This window comes from Mycobacterium sp. PTI7 (assembly GCF_056679845.1).
Genome location: NZ_CM155252.1, coordinates 1,202,295 through 1,219,032, shown reverse-complemented (window position 1 = coordinate 1,219,032; position 16,738 = coordinate 1,202,295). Strand labels below are relative to the sequence as shown.

16 protein-coding genes are annotated in these 16,738 nt (G+C 70.0%); 4 read left to right on the top strand and 12 right to left on the bottom strand.

The window, feature by feature from the left end:
* Positions 1–2: 2 nt before the first annotated feature.
* From AC1MEY_RS05905 to AC1MEY_RS05895, 3 genes are read right to left on the bottom strand one after another with little or no spacing between them, the layout of a single operon-like run.
* Positions 3–1,376 (bottom strand): aldehyde dehydrogenase family protein, encoded by a 1,374-nt coding sequence (locus AC1MEY_RS05905; protein WP_480229772.1) that lies wholly within the window; start codon positions 1,374–1,376, stop codon positions 3–5.
* A complete protein-coding gene (locus AC1MEY_RS05900) occupies positions 1,373–2,140 on the bottom strand; it encodes a gamma-glutamyl-gamma-aminobutyrate hydrolase family protein (RefSeq protein ID WP_480229771.1) in 768 nt (255 codons plus the stop codon). Before AC1MEY_RS05900 ends, AC1MEY_RS05905 begins: the two co-directional genes overlap by 4 nt.
* Positions 2,121–3,500, bottom strand: a complete 1,380-nt coding sequence (locus tag AC1MEY_RS05895) for a glutamine synthetase family protein (RefSeq protein WP_480229770.1) — start codon at positions 3,498–3,500, stop codon at positions 2,121–2,123. Before AC1MEY_RS05895 ends, AC1MEY_RS05900 begins: the two co-directional genes overlap by 20 nt.
* A 194-nt stretch (positions 3,501–3,694) precedes the next feature.
* Here AC1MEY_RS05895 and AC1MEY_RS05890 point away from each other — a divergent pair, with 194 nt between their 5' ends.
* The gene (locus AC1MEY_RS05890; RefSeq protein WP_480229769.1) at positions 3,695–5,275 is read left to right on the top strand and encodes an amino acid permease; all 1,581 of its coding nucleotides are present in this window, start codon (positions 3,695–3,697) and stop codon (positions 5,273–5,275) included.
* A 65-nt stretch (positions 5,276–5,340) separates the two neighbouring features.
* Here the strand turns inward: AC1MEY_RS05890 and AC1MEY_RS05885 are convergent, their stop codons facing one another.
* The 3 genes from AC1MEY_RS05885 to map form a co-directional block, all read right to left on the bottom strand.
* On the bottom strand, positions 5,341–5,904 hold the full coding sequence (locus AC1MEY_RS05885) for an alpha/beta fold hydrolase (protein WP_480229768.1): 564 nt from the start codon (positions 5,902–5,904) through the stop codon (positions 5,341–5,343).
* 73 nt (positions 5,905–5,977) lie between these two features.
* A complete protein-coding gene (locus AC1MEY_RS05880) occupies positions 5,978–6,646 on the bottom strand; it encodes a hypothetical protein (protein ID WP_480229767.1) in 669 nt (222 codons plus the stop codon).
* 5 nt (positions 6,647–6,651) lie between these two features.
* Positions 6,652–7,512: a type I methionyl aminopeptidase gene (gene map, locus AC1MEY_RS05875; protein WP_480229766.1), complete on the bottom strand. Its 861-nt coding sequence runs from the start codon at positions 7,510–7,512 to the stop codon at positions 6,652–6,654.
* Between the two features lie 114 nt (positions 7,513–7,626).
* On the opposite strand from map, the gene AC1MEY_RS05870 reads away from it, so the two are divergent.
* Positions 7,627–7,980: a PaaI family thioesterase gene (locus AC1MEY_RS05870; protein WP_480231320.1), complete on the top strand. Its 354-nt coding sequence runs from the start codon at positions 7,627–7,629 to the stop codon at positions 7,978–7,980.
* Here the strand turns inward: AC1MEY_RS05870 and AC1MEY_RS05865 are convergent.
* The 6 genes from AC1MEY_RS05865 to dxr form a co-directional block, all read right to left on the bottom strand.
* Positions 7,977–8,561 carry a DUF1707 SHOCT-like domain-containing protein gene (locus AC1MEY_RS05865; protein ID WP_480231319.1) on the bottom strand — a complete coding sequence of 195 codons (585 nt, stop codon included), beginning with the start codon at positions 8,559–8,561 and terminating at the stop codon, positions 7,977–7,979. The two genes, AC1MEY_RS05870 and AC1MEY_RS05865, sit on opposite strands and share 4 nt — an antisense overlap.
* Before the next feature lie 105 nt (positions 8,562–8,666).
* A complete protein-coding gene (locus AC1MEY_RS05860; RefSeq protein ID WP_480229765.1) occupies positions 8,667–10,484 on the bottom strand; it encodes a penicillin-binding transpeptidase domain-containing protein in 1,818 nt (605 codons plus the stop codon).
* A gap of 110 nt (positions 10,485–10,594) precedes the next feature.
* Complete coding sequence (locus AC1MEY_RS05855) at positions 10,595–11,449, bottom strand: GNAT family N-acetyltransferase (protein WP_480229764.1); 855 nt, start codon at positions 11,447–11,449, stop codon at positions 10,595–10,597.
* Between the two features lie 63 nt (positions 11,450–11,512).
* A complete protein-coding gene (ispG, locus tag AC1MEY_RS05850; protein WP_480231318.1) occupies positions 11,513–12,661 on the bottom strand; it encodes a flavodoxin-dependent (E)-4-hydroxy-3-methylbut-2-enyl-diphosphate synthase in 1,149 nt (382 codons plus the stop codon).
* 32 nt (positions 12,662–12,693) lie between these two features.
* The gene (locus AC1MEY_RS05845) at positions 12,694–13,932 is read right to left on the bottom strand and encodes a M50 family metallopeptidase (protein WP_480229763.1); all 1,239 of its coding nucleotides are present in this window, start codon (positions 13,930–13,932) and stop codon (positions 12,694–12,696) included.
* Positions 13,929–15,101 (bottom strand): 1-deoxy-D-xylulose-5-phosphate reductoisomerase, encoded by a 1,173-nt coding sequence (dxr, locus tag AC1MEY_RS05840; RefSeq protein ID WP_480229762.1) that lies wholly within the window; start codon positions 15,099–15,101, stop codon positions 13,929–13,931. Before dxr ends, AC1MEY_RS05845 begins: the two co-directional genes overlap by 4 nt.
* Positions 15,102–15,260: 159 nt before the next feature.
* Here dxr and AC1MEY_RS05835 point away from each other — a divergent pair, with 159 nt between their 5' ends.
* The gene (locus AC1MEY_RS05835; RefSeq protein WP_480229761.1) at positions 15,261–15,944 is read left to right on the top strand and encodes a fasciclin domain-containing protein; all 684 of its coding nucleotides are present in this window, start codon (positions 15,261–15,263) and stop codon (positions 15,942–15,944) included.
* A 139-nt stretch (positions 15,945–16,083) separates the two neighbouring features.
* Positions 16,084–16,686 carry a fasciclin domain-containing protein gene (locus AC1MEY_RS05830; protein ID WP_480229760.1) on the top strand — a complete coding sequence of 201 codons (603 nt, stop codon included), beginning with the start codon at positions 16,084–16,086 and terminating at the stop codon, positions 16,684–16,686.
* Positions 16,687–16,738: the final 52 nt, after the last annotated feature.

Here is a 16,738-nt window from a genome sequence, read left to right as displayed (position 1 = left end):
TTCTAGGTGTTCTCTGAGATGGCGAAGAAGACGTTCTTGGTCTCCGTGAAGTGCAGTGGCGCATCGGGACCCAGCTCACGACCCAGTCCGGACTGCTTGAACCCGCCGAACGGCGTGGTGTAGCGGACCGAGCTGTGCGAGTTCACGCTGAGGTTGCCCGACTCGATCGCGCGGGACACCCGCATGGCACGCGAGAGGTTCTCGCTCCAGATCGACCCGGACAGCCCGTACGGGGTGTCGTTGGCCATCTCGATGGCGTCGGCCTCGTCGGTGAAGGGCAGCACCGTGACCACCGGGCCGAAGATCTCGTCGGTGACGGTGCGGTCGGTGCGCTGCGGGGTGAGCACCGTCGGCGCGAACCAGTAGCCGGGGCCCGTCGGCGCCGAGCCGCGGAACGCGACCGGCGCGTCGTCGGGCACGTAGGAGGAGACCGACTCCCAGTGCCGCTTGGCCACCAGCGGGCCCATCTCGGTGCCGCGCTCGGTCGGATCGCCGACGACGACGCCCTTGACGGCCGGTTCGAGGAGTTCCATGAACCGGTCGTAGACGTTGCGCTGCACCAGGATCCGGCTGCGGGCGCAGCAGTCCTGGCCGGCGTTGTCGAACACGCCGTAGGGTGCGGTCGCGGCGGCCTTCTCGAGGTCGCAGTCGTCGAAGACGATGTTGGCGCTCTTGCCGCCGAGTTCCAGGGTGACGCGCTTGACCTGCGCCGCCGCCCCGGCCATCACGCGGGTGCCCACTTCGGTGGACCCGGTGAAGACGACCTTGCGGACGTCCGGGTGCGTGACGAACCGGTCGCCGACCACCGACCCGCGGCCCACCAGCACCTGGAACAGGTCCGGGTCCAGGCCCGCCTCGACGGCGAGTTCGCCGAGCCGGACGGTGGTCAGCGGCGTCCACTCGGCCGGCTTGACCACGACGGCGTTGCCCGCCGCGAGCGCCGGGGCGAACCCCCACGCGGCAATGGTCATCGGAAAGTTCCACGGCGTGATGACGCCGACGACGCCGAGCGGCTCGTGGAAGGTCACGTCGAGTCCGCCCGCGACGGGAATCTGCTGACCGGACAGCCGTTCCGGGCTGCCCGAGTAGAACCGAAGGACGTCGCGGACGTGGCCCGCCTCCCACTCCGCGTTGCCGATCGGGTGCCCGGAGTTGGCCACCTCGAGTGCGGCGAGTTCGTCGACGTGGGCGTCGACGGTCTCGGCGAACGCACGCAGCCCCTCGGCGCGTGCGGCGGGAGCCAGCTTGGCCCAGCGCTTCTGGGCGGCCACGGCCCGCGCGACCGCGTCGTCCACGGCCCCGGTGTCGAGGTGCTCGACGGTGCGCAGCACCTCCTCGGTCGCCGGGTTGATCAGCGTGCCGGTGCTGTCCGTCATCGAACCCCTTCTCCTGCGTATGCGGCCGCGGCGTGCACCACGCCGGCGAACAGCCGCAGATCGTCCAATCGTTCCTCGGGGTGCCACTGCACCGCGAGTGCCCAGGTGTCCGGGTGCGCGACGCGGTCGAGTTCGACCGCCTCGATCACGCCGTCGACGCCGTCCTGCGCGGAGATCACCAGCCCGTCGCCGAGCCGGTCGATCGCCTGGTGGTGGTAGCACTGCGCGTCGGACGACTCGCCGATCAGCTCGGCCAGCCTGGTGCCGGGCACCGTGCGCACCGACGACGTCGTGAAGATGGCATTGCCCGCCTGGTGGCGCGAATGGCCCAGTACGTCGGGCAGGTGCTGGTGCAGCGTCCCGCCGAGCGCGACGTTGAGCACCTGTGCGCCACGGCAGATCCCGAGCACCGGCATCCGTCGCGCCAGGGCGCCGCGCAGCAGCGCGAACTCCCACGCGTCGCGGTCGCGCGCCGGGTCGTCGGTGGTGGGGTGCGGGTCGTGCCCGTAGGCGGCGGGGTCGACGTCCTTGCCGCCGGTGATGACCAGGCCGTCCAGGCCGTCGAGGACGCGTTCGGCGATCGACTCGTCGACCGGCTGCGGGGGCAGCAGCGTGGCGATGCCGCCGGCGAGGGTGACGCCCTCGATGTAGATGGCGGGCAGGAAGCTCGCCTTCACGTCCCACACGCCGGTCGTCGCCTGCTGCAGGTAGGTGGTCAGCCCGACGACCGGGCGGACGTGCCGCTCAGAGGCGTTCGAAGCCACGTCGCCTCTCCCAGTCGGTGACGGCCGCGTTGTAGGCCTTGAGTTCGACGCGCGCGTAGTTGAGGTAGTGGTCCACCACCTCGTCGCCGAAGGCCGACCGCGCGACGGTGGACCCGTCGAGCAGCTCGGCCGCCTCGGCGAGCGTGGTCGGAAGACGTTCCGCGCCAGAGGTGTACGCGTTGCCCTCGGTCATGTCCGGCAGCGCGAGGCCCTGGTCGATGCCGTGCAGCCCGCCGGCGATCAGCGCGGCGACGGCAAGGTACTGGTTGACGTCGCCGCCGGGTGCCCGGCACTCCATGCGCATGCCCGGTCCGTGGCCGACGACGCGCAGCGAGCAGGTGCGGTTGTCCATGCCCCACGCGACGGCCGTGGGCGCGAAGCTGCCGTCGGCGAATCGCTTGTAGGAGTTGACGTTCGGCGCGTAGAACAGGCTGAACTCGCGCAGCGTGGCGAGTTGGCCCGCGATGAAGCTGCGGAACATCGCCGACATCCCGAGTTCGTCGTCCTCGTCGGCGAACACCGCACCACCGTCCTCGCCGCGGAACGAGATGTGGATGTGGCAGCTGTTGCCCTCGCGCTCGTCGAACTTGGCCATGAACGTCAGGCTCTTGCCGTGCTTGTCGGCGATCTCCTTGGCACCGTTCTTGTAGATGGTGTGGTTGTCGCAGGTGACCAGCGCCTCGTCGTAGCGGAAGCCGATCTCCTGCTGCCCGAGGTTGCACTCCCCCTTGACGCCCTCGCAGTACATGCCCGCGCCCTCCATGCCGCGGCGGATGTCGCGCAGCAGCGGCTCCATCCGCGTGGACGCCAGCATCGCGTAGTCGATGTTGTAGTCGGTCGCGGGCGTCAGGTGGCGGTAATCGGCCTTCCAGGCGTCGCGGTAGGAGTCGTCGAACACCATGAACTCGAGTTCGGTCGCGGCGATGGCGCCCATGCCGCGCTCGGCGAGCCGGTCGAGCTGCTTGCGCAGGATGGTGCGCGGCGCCTGGTGCACGGGCGTGCCGTCGGTCCACGACAGGTCGGCCATGACCAGCGCCGTCGCGGGCTGCCAGGGCAGTAGCCGCAGCGTGGAGAAGTCCGGCGTCATCACCATGTCCCCGTAGCCGGTCTCCCAGCTCGAGATCGCGTAGCCGTCGACGGTGTTGTTGTCGACGTCGACCGCGAGCAGGTAGTTGCAGCACTCCGCGCCGTGGGCGGCGACGTCGTCCACGAAGAGCCGCGCCGAGATGCGCTTGCCGATCAACCGGCCCTGCATGTCGGTGAAGCCCACGATCACGGTGTCCACGTCGCCGTCGGCGATCAGCCGTTCCAGTTCCGCCTGCGGAAGCATGCCGGGCCGGGGGTTGGTGCTGGGCGTCATGGGCTCTCCCTCATCGGACGTGCCGGAAATTCAACCATTGGCCCGCCGACGTTCCGGCGAATCCCCCTCAGATTTACACGACTGTCACCGCCAAAGGTAGGACAGCCGACCAATGCAGTCCTATTCTGCCTAGGCAGTGAGCCGCGTCAAGGACCGGCCCCGACGAGCTAGCGCTCCGGAGAAGGAGTATCACCGTGCCAGAGGGTCACGAACTACTGGACGACGACGAGAAGCACCTCGCGTCATTGGGCTACACCCAGGAGCTGAACCGCTCCTGGTCGAGCTTCAGCAACTTCGCCATCTCGTTCTCGATCATCTCGATCCTGGCGGGCTGCTTCACCTCGTTCGGCCTCGGCTGGAACAACGGCGGCCCCGCCGCGATCGCCTGGGGCTGGCCGGTCGTCTCGGTCTTCATCCTCATCATCGGGCTGTGCATGTCCGAACTGGTGTCGGCCTTCCCCACCTCGGGCGGCATCTACTGGTGGGCGGCCAGACTCGGCGGGCCCAAGGCCGGCTTCTACACCGGCTGGCTCAACCTGATCGGGCTGATCGCCATCCTGGCGTCGGTCGCCTACGGCGCCGCGACGTTCCTCGACCTGACCCTCGGCACGTTCAGCGAGACGTGGCTCGCGGGCTACAGCCTCACGCGGACGTTCGTCATCTTCGTCGTGATCCTGGCGCTGTCGGCGACGGTCAACATCTTCTCCTCGCACCTGTTGGCCGTCATCAACAACGTGTCGGTGTGGTGGCACGTCGCGGGCGCGTCGGCGGTCATCGTCATCCTGTGGGTCGTCCCCGCGCAGCACGCGAGCTTCGGCGACGTGTTCGCCAAGACCATCAACAACAGCGGCATGTTCGGCGGCACCACGTCGGGCATCGGCTTCCTGTTCCTGGTGCTGCCGATCTCGGCGATCCTGACGCAGTACACGATCACCGGCTACGACGCCTCGGCGCACCTGTCAGAGGAGACCAAGAGCGCGGCCGATGGTGCGGCCAAGGGCATCTGGCGGTCGATCTTCTACTCGGCGATCGGCGGCTGGATCCTGCTGCTGACGTTCCTGTTCGCGGTCAACGACTCCGACGCGGTGTCCGCGGGCGGTGGCGCCGTCGTCGGCATCTTCGCCCAGGCGATGGACCCGCCCTGGGTCGGCGTCGTGCTGCTGATCTCGACGGCCGGCCAGTTGTTCTGCGCGACGGCGTGCCAGACCAGCGCATCGCGCATGCTGTTCGCCTTCAGCCGCGACCGCGCCGTGCCCGGCCACCAGCTCTGGTCGAAGGTCAGCAAGAACAAGATCCCGGCCAACGGCGTGATCGTGACGGCGGTACTGGCGATGATCATCACGCTGCCCGCGCTCGTCGAGGTCGACATCAACGGGGCGCCCGTGCCGGTGGCGTTCTTCGCGGTGGTGTCGATCGGCGTGGTGGGCCTGTACCTGTGCTTCGCCGTGCCCATCTACCTGCGGTGGCGCGCCGGTGACGACTTCCCGGTGGGCAAGTGGAACCTGCGCGGACATCACCGCTGGATGGCGCCGGTCGCCGTGATCGAGATCGTCGTGACGTCGATCATCGCCATGTTCCCGACGTCGTCGGGTGGCGTGCCGTGGGGCGACGCCTTCGAGTGGAAGTTCGTGAACTACACCCCGCTGCTCGTCGGCGGCGTGCTGATCCTGCTGTACGTCTACTGGCACGCATCGGTGAAGAAGTGGTTCACCGGCCCGATCAAGCAGGTCGAGTTAACCGCGACCGGCGACGAGGTGGTGCTCGACAAGCCCTGAGGAGAAGGCGTGGCGGACAACCGATCCCAGATCGAGGGGATCGGTTCCGCCCCGCCCGGCGGTGACTACCAGGTGCTGGTGCGCATCACGATCTCGGCGGCCAGCTGCGCGGTCGACTCGTGGGCGTTGCGGCGGCCCAGCAGTTCCACGAGGCGGTAGTCGCCGTAGACGAAGCGCTGGCTGGCCCGGGCCACGGCCTTCGCGGCAGGCGAGCTGACGAGTGCGGTGACGTTGACCTCGACGGGCGGGCAGTCGGCGTCGCGGATGATGCCGGCCTGGTCGGTGACACACGGGTGTCCCCGGTCGACGACCACCAGGCCGATGAACCGGTCCAGCCGCGTCGCGGCGAGTTCCCACGCCAGCTCCCCGCCGACGCGGTCGCCGACGAGCAGCGCCCAGCGGACGCCCAGGGTGTCGAGGATGCTCACCACCACCTTGGCCGACAGCCGCGGATCGGGTGCGATCACGATGGTCTTGAGCGACGCCGTGTGCAGTCGTTGACAGACGCCCTCGTACGCCGACGGACCCTGGTTGGCCGCACCGAGCAGCACCACCACCGACCCCTGTTCGGGACCGGAGACGTCGACGGTCGCGGAGAACCCGTCGACGGTGAGCACGGACGAAGGCATCAGCCAACGCTACAGGGATTGATCATGTGGGGGGACGATTTCCTCTGCCCGGCATGGCTCTCGCACCCGCCGTTCAGGAGGCTCCCAACCGGTCGGCCTGCTTGACGGCGACGTCCATAAACGTCTGCGGCAATTCGGCTTTGACGCCGATCGCCGGATTCGGGGTCGGGAACGCCACGGCGAACACCGCCGACGATCCGACGTTGCCGAACCAGAAGTAGACGCTGCTCTCGGCGCCACCGAGCCGCATCGTCTGGCGGTAGGTGAGCGTGTCGGGCCGCGGCGCGGGCAGCTCGGTCGTCGTCATCGGTATCCCCGGCGACGACGAGTCGAAGAACGCCTGGAAGGCGCCGCACCGGTCCGCCTCTTCGGCGAGTCCGTCGAGGTCCAACGGCCACGACAGCACCGTGACGAGGATGCGGGCGCCGTCGTAGGCCACGACGTAGCGGATCGCGCTGCCCGGCCCGCGCTCGGCGGACGCGGCGATGACCTCGGTCAGTCCGTTGGCACACCCGCGGGGTTCGGACAGCATCGCCGGCGGCCCGCCGGGACCGTCGGATGCGGCGGGCGCGTTCTCCACGACGTCGTACTCGACGCCGGGCGGGAAGTCGGCCGCGGTGAGGACGGCCCGTTCGAGTCGCGCGCCGGGCCACGTCGCCGTCCCCTCGACGGCGGTACCGCAGCCGGCGCACAGGGCGGCCGCGGCGGCCAGTGCCAGCACGCGGATGCGCAGTCCGCCCACCGGGATCAGTCCGCCAGCGTCAGGACGTCTGCGCCGTCGTCGGTGACCACCAGGGTGTGCTCGAACTGCGCGGTCCACTTCTTGTCCCGCGTGGCGACGGTCCAGCCGTCGTCCCACACCTCGTAGTCGAGCGCGCCGAGGTTGATCATCGGCTCGATGGTGAACGTCATCCCCGGTTGCAGGATGGTGTCCACCTCCGGCTGGTCGTAGTGCAGGACGACGAGTCCGTTGTGGAAGGTGGTGCCGATGCCGTGGCCGGTGAAGTCGCGAACCACGTTGTAGCCGAATCGGTTCGCGTACGACTCGATGACCCGGCCCACCACCGACAGCGCGCGTCCGGGCTTGACGGCCTTGATGGCGCGCATGGTGGCCTCGTGGGTGCGCTCCACGAGTAGACGGTGTTCCTCGGCGACGTCCCCCGCGAGGAACGTCGCGTTGGTGTCGCCGTGGACGCCGTCGATGAACGCTGTGACGTCGATGTTGACGATGTCGCCGTCCTCGATGACCGTCGAGTCGGGGATGCCGTGGCAGATCACCTCGTTGAGCGACGTGCAGCAGGACTTCGGAAAGCCCTTGTAGCCCAACGTCGACGGGTAGGCGCCGTGGTCGACCATGTACTCGTGCGCGATGCGGTCGAGGGCGTCGGTGGTGACGCCGGGTGCGACCGCGCGGCCCGCCTCGGCCAGCGCGTCGGCGGCGATCCGCCCTGCGACGCGCATCCGTTCGATCACGTCGGGTGACTGCACCCAGGGTTCCGAGCCCTCGCGGACGGTCGGCTTCCAGGCGTACTCCGGACGCTCGATGGCGTTGGGGACGGGCAGCGTCGGTGACAACTCACCGGATCGGAGGGCGGTGCGAACGGCCATCGGACCAGCCTAATCAGTCGGGATCGGGCTCCGCCGCCACCATGCCCCAACCAGCGGTAATGGTGTTACCGTCGGGCGGTGAGCGATCAGGAACACCTGCTGAGACGGCTGGGCATGCGCGACGTGGAGCAGTCGCTGGAGAAGGACCGCGAGCGGCTGGTCATCGAGATGGACAACCGGCCCGACCTCGTCAACGTGCGCGGCGCGATCCAGGGTGGGTTGGTGGCGACGCTCATCGACATCGCCGCGGGTCGTCTCGCCGGCGACGTCGCGGGCTGCGACGTGACGACCGCCGACATGAACGTGCACTTCCTCGCCCCGATCGTCGAGGGGCCGGCGCGGGCCGAGGCCACGGTGGTGCGGGCGGGCCGGCGGCTGATCGTCACCGCGGTCGACGTCGTCGACGCCGGCCGTGACCGGCTCGCGGCACGGGCGACGCTGACGTTCGCGGTGCTGGCGCCGCGCTAGCCGCGCCGTAGGCGGCCGAGCCCGGCCCGGCGGGGTCCGCGGATGTCGACCGAGCCGCAGACGCTGCGCCCGGTCAGGATCACGTGCGGCCTGCCCTCGGCGGGCGCGTCCTTGCGGTGGTCGCGGGCGCTGCCGACGATCACCTCGAGGTCGTCGATCGAGGCGCTGGCGCCGTCGGGCAGCCGGAGGTCCAGCGAGCCGAACTTCATGTCGAGTTCGATGACCACGATCGACCCGGCGAACCGTGCCCGGGTCAGGTCGAGGTCGATGGAGCCCATGCGGCGCACCAGCGCGAGCCGGGTCGGCACCACCCACTCCCCCTGCCGCTTCAGCGATCCCAGGACACCGCGGAGTTCGACCCGGTCGGTGGCCGTGGTGACGATCGCGCCGGGACCCGGCAGGTCGCCGACGAGCGCGGCCAGTTCGGACTGCAGCCGGGCACGCGACACCGCCGCCGAGCGCTCCTCGAATTCGTCGATGTCGATGAGGCCCAGCGCGACCGCGTTGTGGAGGCGGCGCAGCGTCCCGTTGCGGTCGGCGTCCGATATGCGCAGCGCGTCGGCGCCGACGGCCACCTGCATGCGCGCGGGGTCGCCGTCCATGCCATTCATGCCGTTCATGCCGTTCGCGTCCATCCCGTTCATGAGGACACCAACGTTACCGCCGGGGTGATCACCGCGGTCGGGTCAGGCGAGGTAGTCCGGCGGCAGGCCGTTGAGCATGTCGCGGGTCATCCGCACGGCGTACTCCGAGCTGCCGCCGCCGACGATGAGCGCCGCGAAGGCGAGGTCGCCCCGGTATCCGGCGAACCAGGCGTGCGAGCCGCCCTCGAACTCCGCCTCGCCGGTCTTGCCGCGCACGTCGCCGACGCCGTTGAGGTCCTTGGCCGTGCCGTTGGTGACCACCAGTCGCATCATCGGCCGGAGTCCGTCGATCATCTTCGGCGAGATGGGTGCGCCGCCGTCGGTGATCGCGGTGTTGCGACCCTCGATCAGCTGCGGCACCGGCGTTCTGCCCGCGGCCACGGTCGCCGCGACCAGCGCCATGCCGAAGGGGCTGACGAGGACCTTGCCCTGGCCGAAGCCGTCCTCGGTGCGCTCGGCGAGGTTGACGGTCGGGGGCACCGAGCCGGTGACCGTCGTGATGCCGTCGACGACGTAGTCGGGGCCGATGCCGTACTGGGCGGCGGCGGCGGTGAGGCCGCGCGGCGGCATCTTGCTCGCCAGTTCGGCGAACGTGGTGTTGCACGAGCTGGCGAAGGCCCGCGACAGCGGCACGGTCCCGAGGTCGAAGCCGCCGTAGTTGGGCACCGTGCGGTGGCCGATGTCGAGCTGGCCGGGGCAGCCGAGAAGCGTGTTGGGCGTGGCCATGTCGCGGTCGATGGCGGCGCCCGCGGTGACGATCTTGAACGTCGATCCCGGCGGGTAGAGGCCCATCGTGGCCGTCGGGCCGTCGGCGTCGGCCGCCGCGTTCTGCGCGACGCCGAGGATCTCCCCCGTCGACGGCTTGATCGCGACGATCATCGCCTTCCTGCCGACCATGTCGACGGCGTCCTGCGCGGCGTTCTGGACGGCCCGATCCAAGCTGATCGTGATCGACGGGGCGGGCGCACCCGGCACCTCGTTGAGCACGTCGACCTCGGCGCCGTTCTGGTTGACGGTGACGATGCGCCAGCCGGCCTCGCCGTCCACCTGATCGGTGACCGACTTCTTGACCTGGTCGATGATGGCCGGCGCGAAGCTGTCGTCGGTGGCGATGAGATCGGGCTGGGGGGTGACCGCCACGCCGGGCCGGTTGCCGATCAGCGCCTGCACGCGGTCGTGGTCGGCCTGGTTGAGGGTGACGAGCGTCAGCGGGCGGGTGGACGAGCTGGCGGTCTCGGCGAGCCGCTGCGCGTCCATGGCCGGGTCGAACGGGCGCAGCGCGTCGGCGACGGCCGTGGCGGTGGCCATCAGGTCGCCGGCCGCGGCGCGCGCGTCCAGGGCGTAGCCGTACCGGTAGCCCGGGACCAGGACGTCGCTGCCGCCGTGCTCGTTGACCGACGCGCGGCGCGGCGGGTCGGAGCGCAGCACGAACTTCTGGTGCTCGCCGAGGCTGGGGTGCAGACCCGCGGCACTCCAGCGGACCTCCCATCGCCCCTCGTCGCGGACCATGTTGAGCTGTCCGTCGTAGCTCCAGGTGCGGTTCTTGGGCAGGTGCCAGGTGTACCGGTAGGTGATGCTGCCGGTGTCCTCGGCCCAGCGCGAGCCCAGCACCTGGGCGTCGAGTTCGGAGGCCTGCAACCCCTTCCACGCTTCGTTCAGCGCGGCGCGGGCGTCGGCGGGCTTGTCGGCGAGGTCGGCGGCACGGGCGGTGTCGCCGGTGGCGAGGGCGGCGAAGAACGCCTCCGCCGTCGGCTCGGGACCCTGCGGCTTGGGCGTGCACGCGCCGAGGGCGCTCGCGGCGAGGACGGTGACCGTCAGCAACGCGGCTGCCCGTGATACGGATGAGGTTAGCGATGCCATTGAGGCTGATGTTAAGAGTATGACTCGCCGATCCGGCGGAGGCGCACCGACGTCGTCGAGATCCGACCGTGATCGTGCGTTGATCCCCGCGAGATCGTGCGTTCCGGGCGTCAGTCGAGCAGGACGGTGGCGAACGTGCCGACCTGGGTGAAGCCGATCCGGTCGTAGGTGGCGCGCGCCACCGCGTTGAACGCGTTGACGTACAGGCTGGCGATGCGTCCGCTGTGGACCACCGCGCCGGCCAGCGTGGCGGTGCCCGCGGACCCGAGGCCGCGACCGCGCCAGTCCGGATGCACCCACACGCCCTGGATCTGGCCGACCGCGGGCGACTGCGAGCCCACCTCGGCCTTGAAGACCACCTCGCCGCGCTCGAACCGGGCCCACGCCCGACCCGCCGCGATCAGTCCGGCGACGCGCCTGCGGTAGCCGCGGCCACCGTCGCCCAGCCGGGGGTCGATGCCGACCTCACCGATGAACATGTCGATGGCGGCGACGAGGTAGGCGTCGAGTTCGTCCATCCGGACCGGTCGCACGTTCCGGTCGATCGCGCACTCCGGATCGTGGTCGAGGGCCATCAGCGGCTGGTCCTCGCGCACGTCGCGTGCGGTCCCCCAGGCACCCTCGAGCCGCTCCCACATCGGCAGCACCAGTTCGGCGTGGCCCACCAGCGACGAGCACCGCCGCGGCGAACTCATCGCCTTGTCCGCGAACGCGGTGACGTCCGACGGCGTGCCGCGCAGCGGGATGAGGTTCGCGCCGGCGAAGCACAGCGACTGCCCCGGCTCGCGTCGCGTCCACAGCTCGCCGCCGATGGCCGTCGGATCCACCCCGTGGTCGGCCACCCGCGACGCCACCATGCAGGAGCCAACCGGGTCGTCGGCGAGCACCCGGCGCACCGCCGCGGCGTCGCGAACCACCGTGACGCGACGCTCGTCGGCGAGGCGGAAGAGCGGAGGAGCCGACATGGGGCTTCTTTCTGGACGTGCGACGTTCAGCGGGGTGCGGTGACCCGGCTCACAGGGTCATCGTCAGCTTACGGTCACGACCGGCGAACCGCTCGCACTTGCGTCCGGGCCCGCGGCCGCGTTGGTCTCCTCGGCGATCCGCATCGCCTCCTCGATCAGCGTCTCGACGATCATCGACTCGGGCACGGTCTTGATCACCTCGCCGCGCACGAAGATCTGACCCTTGCCGTTGCCGGACGCCACGCCGAGGTCGGCCTCGCGCGCCTCGCCCGGTCCGTTGACGACACAGCCCATCACGGCGACGCGCAGCGGGATGTCCATGCCCTCGAGGCCGGCGCTGACCTCGTTGGCGAGGGTGTAGACGTCGACCTGCGCGCGCCCGCAGGACGGGCACGACACGATCTCCAGACCACGCGGCCGCAGGTTCAGCGACTCCAGGATCTGGTTGCCGACCTTGATCTCCTCGACCGGCGGCGCGGACAGCGACACGCGGATGGTGTCGCCGATGCCGCGCGACAGCAGGGCACCGAAGGCGACCGCGGACTTGATCGTGCCCTGGAAGGCGGGGCCGGCCTCGGTGACGCCGAGGTGCAGCGGGTAGTCGCACTTCTCGGCGAGCATCTCGTACGCCGCGACCATGATCACCGGATCGTTGTGCTTGACGCTGATCTTGATGTCGCCGAAACCGTGCTCCTCGAACAGCGACGCCTCCCACAGCGCGGACTCGACGAGCGCCTCCGGGGTGGCCTTGCCGTACTTCTGCATGAGCCGCGGATCCAGCGAGCCGGCGTTGACGCCGATCCGGATCGGGATGCCCGCCGCGCCGGCCGCCTTGGCGACCTCCTTGACCCGGCCGTCGAACTCCTTGATGTTGCCCGGGTTGACGCGGACCGCAGCGCAGCCGGCATCGATCGCGGCGAAGATGTACTTCGGCTGGAAGTGGATGTCGGCGATCACCGGGATGTTCGCCTTCTTGGCGATCGCGGGCAAAGCGTCGGCGTCCTCCTGCCGCGGACACGCGACGCGGACGATGTCGCAGCCCGACGCGGTCAGTTCGGCGATCTGCTGCAGCGTCGAGTTGATGTCGTGGGTCTTGGTGGTGCACATCGACTGCACCGCGATGGGGTGGTCGCTGCCGACGCCGACGTCGCCCACCATGAGCTGGCGGGTCTTGCGTCGCGGGGCGAGGGTGGGGGCCGGCGGTGCCGGCATGCCCAGTCCGATGGAGGTGGTCACGGGGGCTCCTACTGGAAGATCCTGATGGGGTTGACCAGGTCGGCGGTGACCGTCAACAGCATGTACGCGCCCACCACGACCAGGACGACGTAGGTGGCGGGCATCAACTTGAGGTAGTTCACGGGCGCGGCGGCCACCATCCCGCGGGCGCTGCGGAACATGTTCCGCAGCTTCTCGAAGGTGGCGATCGCGATGTGGCCGCCGTCGAACGGCAGCAGCGGCAGCAGGTTGATGGCCCCGAGCACGAAGTTCAGCTGCGCCAGGAAGAACCAGAACATCACCCACAGCCCGTGGTCGACGGTGTCGCCGCCGATGATGCTGGCCCCGACGACGCTGATCGGCGTCTCCTTGTCGCGCTCGCCGCCGCCGATGGCGTCGAACAGCGCCCCGACCTTGGTCGGGATCTTGGCGAGCGACTTGCCGAGTTCCACGGCGAGGTCGCCGGTGAACGCGAAGGTGGCGGGCACCGCCGACAGCGGGTTGTACTGCGTGGGCCCGAACGTCGCGGGCGCGATGCCGACGGCTCCGACCGGGGTGGGCGCCGTCGCGTCGGCGGAGGTGAACCGGTCGGCACGGGTCACGTCGACGGTGGTGGTGAACTCGCGCGTGGCGCCGTCGCGTGCGGGGTCCGGCCGCTCGACGGTGAACGCGGTCGGGCCGTCGAGCTTGCGCACCGTGGCCACCAGCTCGTCGAAGTTGGCCACGTCCGTGTCGCCGACCTTGGTCACGACGTCGCCGGCCTGGATGCCCGCCAGCGCGGCGGGACCCGGGCCGGTGCACTCGCCCACTTCTTCCTTGCTGATCTGCGATGCGACACAGGCGGTTTCGCCGACCATGGCATTGGTGGGCTGATTCAGGTTGGGCAGGCCCCAGACGATGGCGATGCCGTAGACCAGGACGAGGCCGATGACGAAGTTCATGGCGGGTCCGGCGAACAGCACGGCGACGCGCTTCCACACCTTCTGGCGGTACATCGCGTACCGGCTCTCGTCGGGCGTCAGCTCCTCGACGGCGGTCATGCCGGCGATGTCGCAGAACCCGCCGAGCGGAACGGCCTTGACGCCGTACTCCGTCTGGCCCAGGCGGTTGGGCCGCATCGTCGACCACAGCGTCGGGCCGAAGCCGACGAAGTAGCGGCGCACCTTCATGCCGGTGGCGCGCGCCGCCCACATGTGACCGCATTCGTGCAGGGCCACCGAGACGAGAATGGCCAGTGCGAACAGCACGATGCCCGTTGCGAACATCATCGGGTTCCTGCAACCTCCTGTGTGGGCTGACCCAGGGCTCGGCGAGCCCTGTCGCGGGCCCAGTCCTGCGCGTCGAGTACGTCGTCCACGGTAGCCGGTTCCGCGGCCCACTGACCTGCGGCGTGCAACACGTCACCGACGGTCCGCACGATCGCCGGGAAGCCGATCCGCCCCGCGAGGAACGCTGCGGCGGCCTCCTCGTTGGCCGCGTTGTAGACCGCGGTCAGGCAACCGCCGCCGGTGCCCGCCTCCCGGGCCAGGTCGATCGCGGGAAACACGGCCTCGTCGACGGGTTCGAACTCCCAGGTCGAGGCGGTGGTCCAGTCGCAGGCCGCAGCCGCGCCGGGGACGCGCGCCGGCCAGCCGAGCGCCAGCGCGATCGGCAGCCGCATGTCGGGCGGGCTGGCCTGCGCGATGGTCGACCCGTCGCAGAACGTGACCATCGAGTGCACGATCGACTGCGGGTGCACGACGACGTCGATCCGGTCGTACGGGATGCCGAACAGCAGGTTGGTCTCGATCAGTTCGAGACCCTTGTTCACCAGCGACGCCGAGTTGAGCGTGTTCATCGGGCCCATCGCCCAGGTGGGGTGGGCGCCGGCCTGCTCGGGCGTGACGTGCTCGAGGTCGGCGGCCGACCAGCCGCGGAACGGTCCGCCGGACGCCGTCAGCACCAGCCGCGCGACCTCGTCGGGCGTTCCGCTGCGCAGGCACTGCGCGAGCGCGGAGTGTTCGGAGTCGACGGGCACGATCTGGCCGGGCGCCGCGGCCTTGAGCACCAGCGGACCGCCGGCGACGAGCGATTCCTTGTTGGCCAGCGCGAGCCGGGCGCCGGACTCCAGCGCTGCCAGCGTCGGCCGCAGGCCCAGCGCGCCGACGAGCGCGTTCAACACGACGTCGGCCTCGCAGTCCTCGACGAGCCGCGTGGCGGCGTCGGGCCCGGCGAACGTGACGTCGCCGATCCGGGCGGCGGCCTCGGGGTCGGCGACGGCGACCTTGGTGACGCCGGTGGCGGCCCGCTGGCGGGCCAGCAGGTCGGCGTTGCCGCCGCCCGCGGCGAGCCCCACGACCTCGAAGCGGTCGGGATTGGCGGCGATGACGTCGAGCGCCTGGGTGCCGATGGACCCGGTGCTACCAAGCACCAGTACGCGCAGACGATCGGTGCTCACGTGCCCATTGTGCTCCGCTGCGAGCCCAGGCCGGAAATGTGACGCGAATGTGACGCGCGGCGTCGTGACCCATCCGTGTCCTGCATCACCCCGAATCACCCGCGTCACCGACCTTGGGCGACGACCCCGTCGTCCCAGACACATTGGAGTGAAACCGACATGAACAGAGCTCACCGCAGGGCGGCCGCTGCCGCAGGCCTGAGCGCAGTGGCGGTCTTGACCGTCGCCGCGTGTTCGAGCGAGACCGCCAACGAGGTCTCCAGCAGCGCGAGCAGCGCCTCCTCGAGCGTCGTCAGCAGTTCTTCCTCGGCGGCCCCGTCGAGTTCGGCCATGGCGGACCCCGCCGCCGACCTGGTCGGCACCGGCTGCGCCGGCTACGCCGAGCAGGTCCCCAACGGCCCGGGCTCCGTCTCGGGCATGGCGATGGACCCCGTCGCGACCGCCGCCTCGAACAACCCGGTGCTGACCACCCTCACCTCGGCGGTCTCCGGCAAGCTCAACCCGGGCGTCAACCTGGTCGACACCCTCAACGGTGGCGAGTTCACCGTGATCGCGCCGACCGACGACGCCTTCGCCAAGATCGATGCGGCCACGCTCGAGAAGCTGAAGACCGACGCCCCGCTGCTGACCAGCATCCTGACCTACCACGTCATCCCCGGTCAGCTGAGCCCGTCGCAGATCGCCGGCACGCACAAGACCGTCGAGGGTGGCGAAGTGACCGTCACCGGTTCCGGTGAGGGCCTGAAGTTCGACGACGACACCGCCGGACTCGTGTGCGGTGGCGTCAAGACCGCCAACGCCACGGTCTACATGGTCGACACCGTCATGATGCCGCCTGCCTGATAGCGCCCCACCTGCGAGGCCGTTCATGGCCCCGTGATCTCACGGATGGCGCTCCGTCGCCTCATCCCCGTGCTCGCGCCGGGGCGTCATCCGTGACCCCGCACCACACGCTCCACCCGTTCAACGAAAGGCTCCACCCATGAAGATCGGCACCAAGACCAAGAAGGCCGTCACCGGCGCATCGATCGCCGCGCTGGCCACGGCTGGACTCCTGACCGCGACGGGTGTCGCAGGCGCCGAGCCGCCCCCCGGCCCGTTTGGCACGGGCTGCGCCGGCTACGTCGAGACGGTGCCCAACGGACCGGGATCGGTGGCCGGCATGGCCAAGGATCCGGTGGCCACGGCCGCCTCGAACAACCCGGTTCTCACCATGCTGACGAAGGCCGTCTCCGGCAAGCTGAACCCCGACGTCAACCTCGTCGACACCCTCAACGGTGGCGAGTTCACCGTGTTCGCCCCGACCGACGCGGCGTTCGCCAAGCTCCCGGCCGCGACGGTCGAGAAGCTCAAGACCGACGCCCCGCTGCTGACCAAGGTCCTCACCTACCACGTCATCCCGGGCCGCGTGACGCCCGCCGACCTCGACGGCATGAACAAGTCCGTCGAGGGTCAGAACGTCGACGTCACCGGCGTCTACGACGCGCTGAAGGTCAACGACGCGAACCTCGTCTGCGGCAACGTGCAGACCGCGAACGCGAACGTCTACCTCATCGACACGGTTCTCATGCCGCCGATGATGTAAGTACTTCCCGCTCGACGCGAGGCGGTCCGGCCCATTGGCCGGGCCGCCTCGT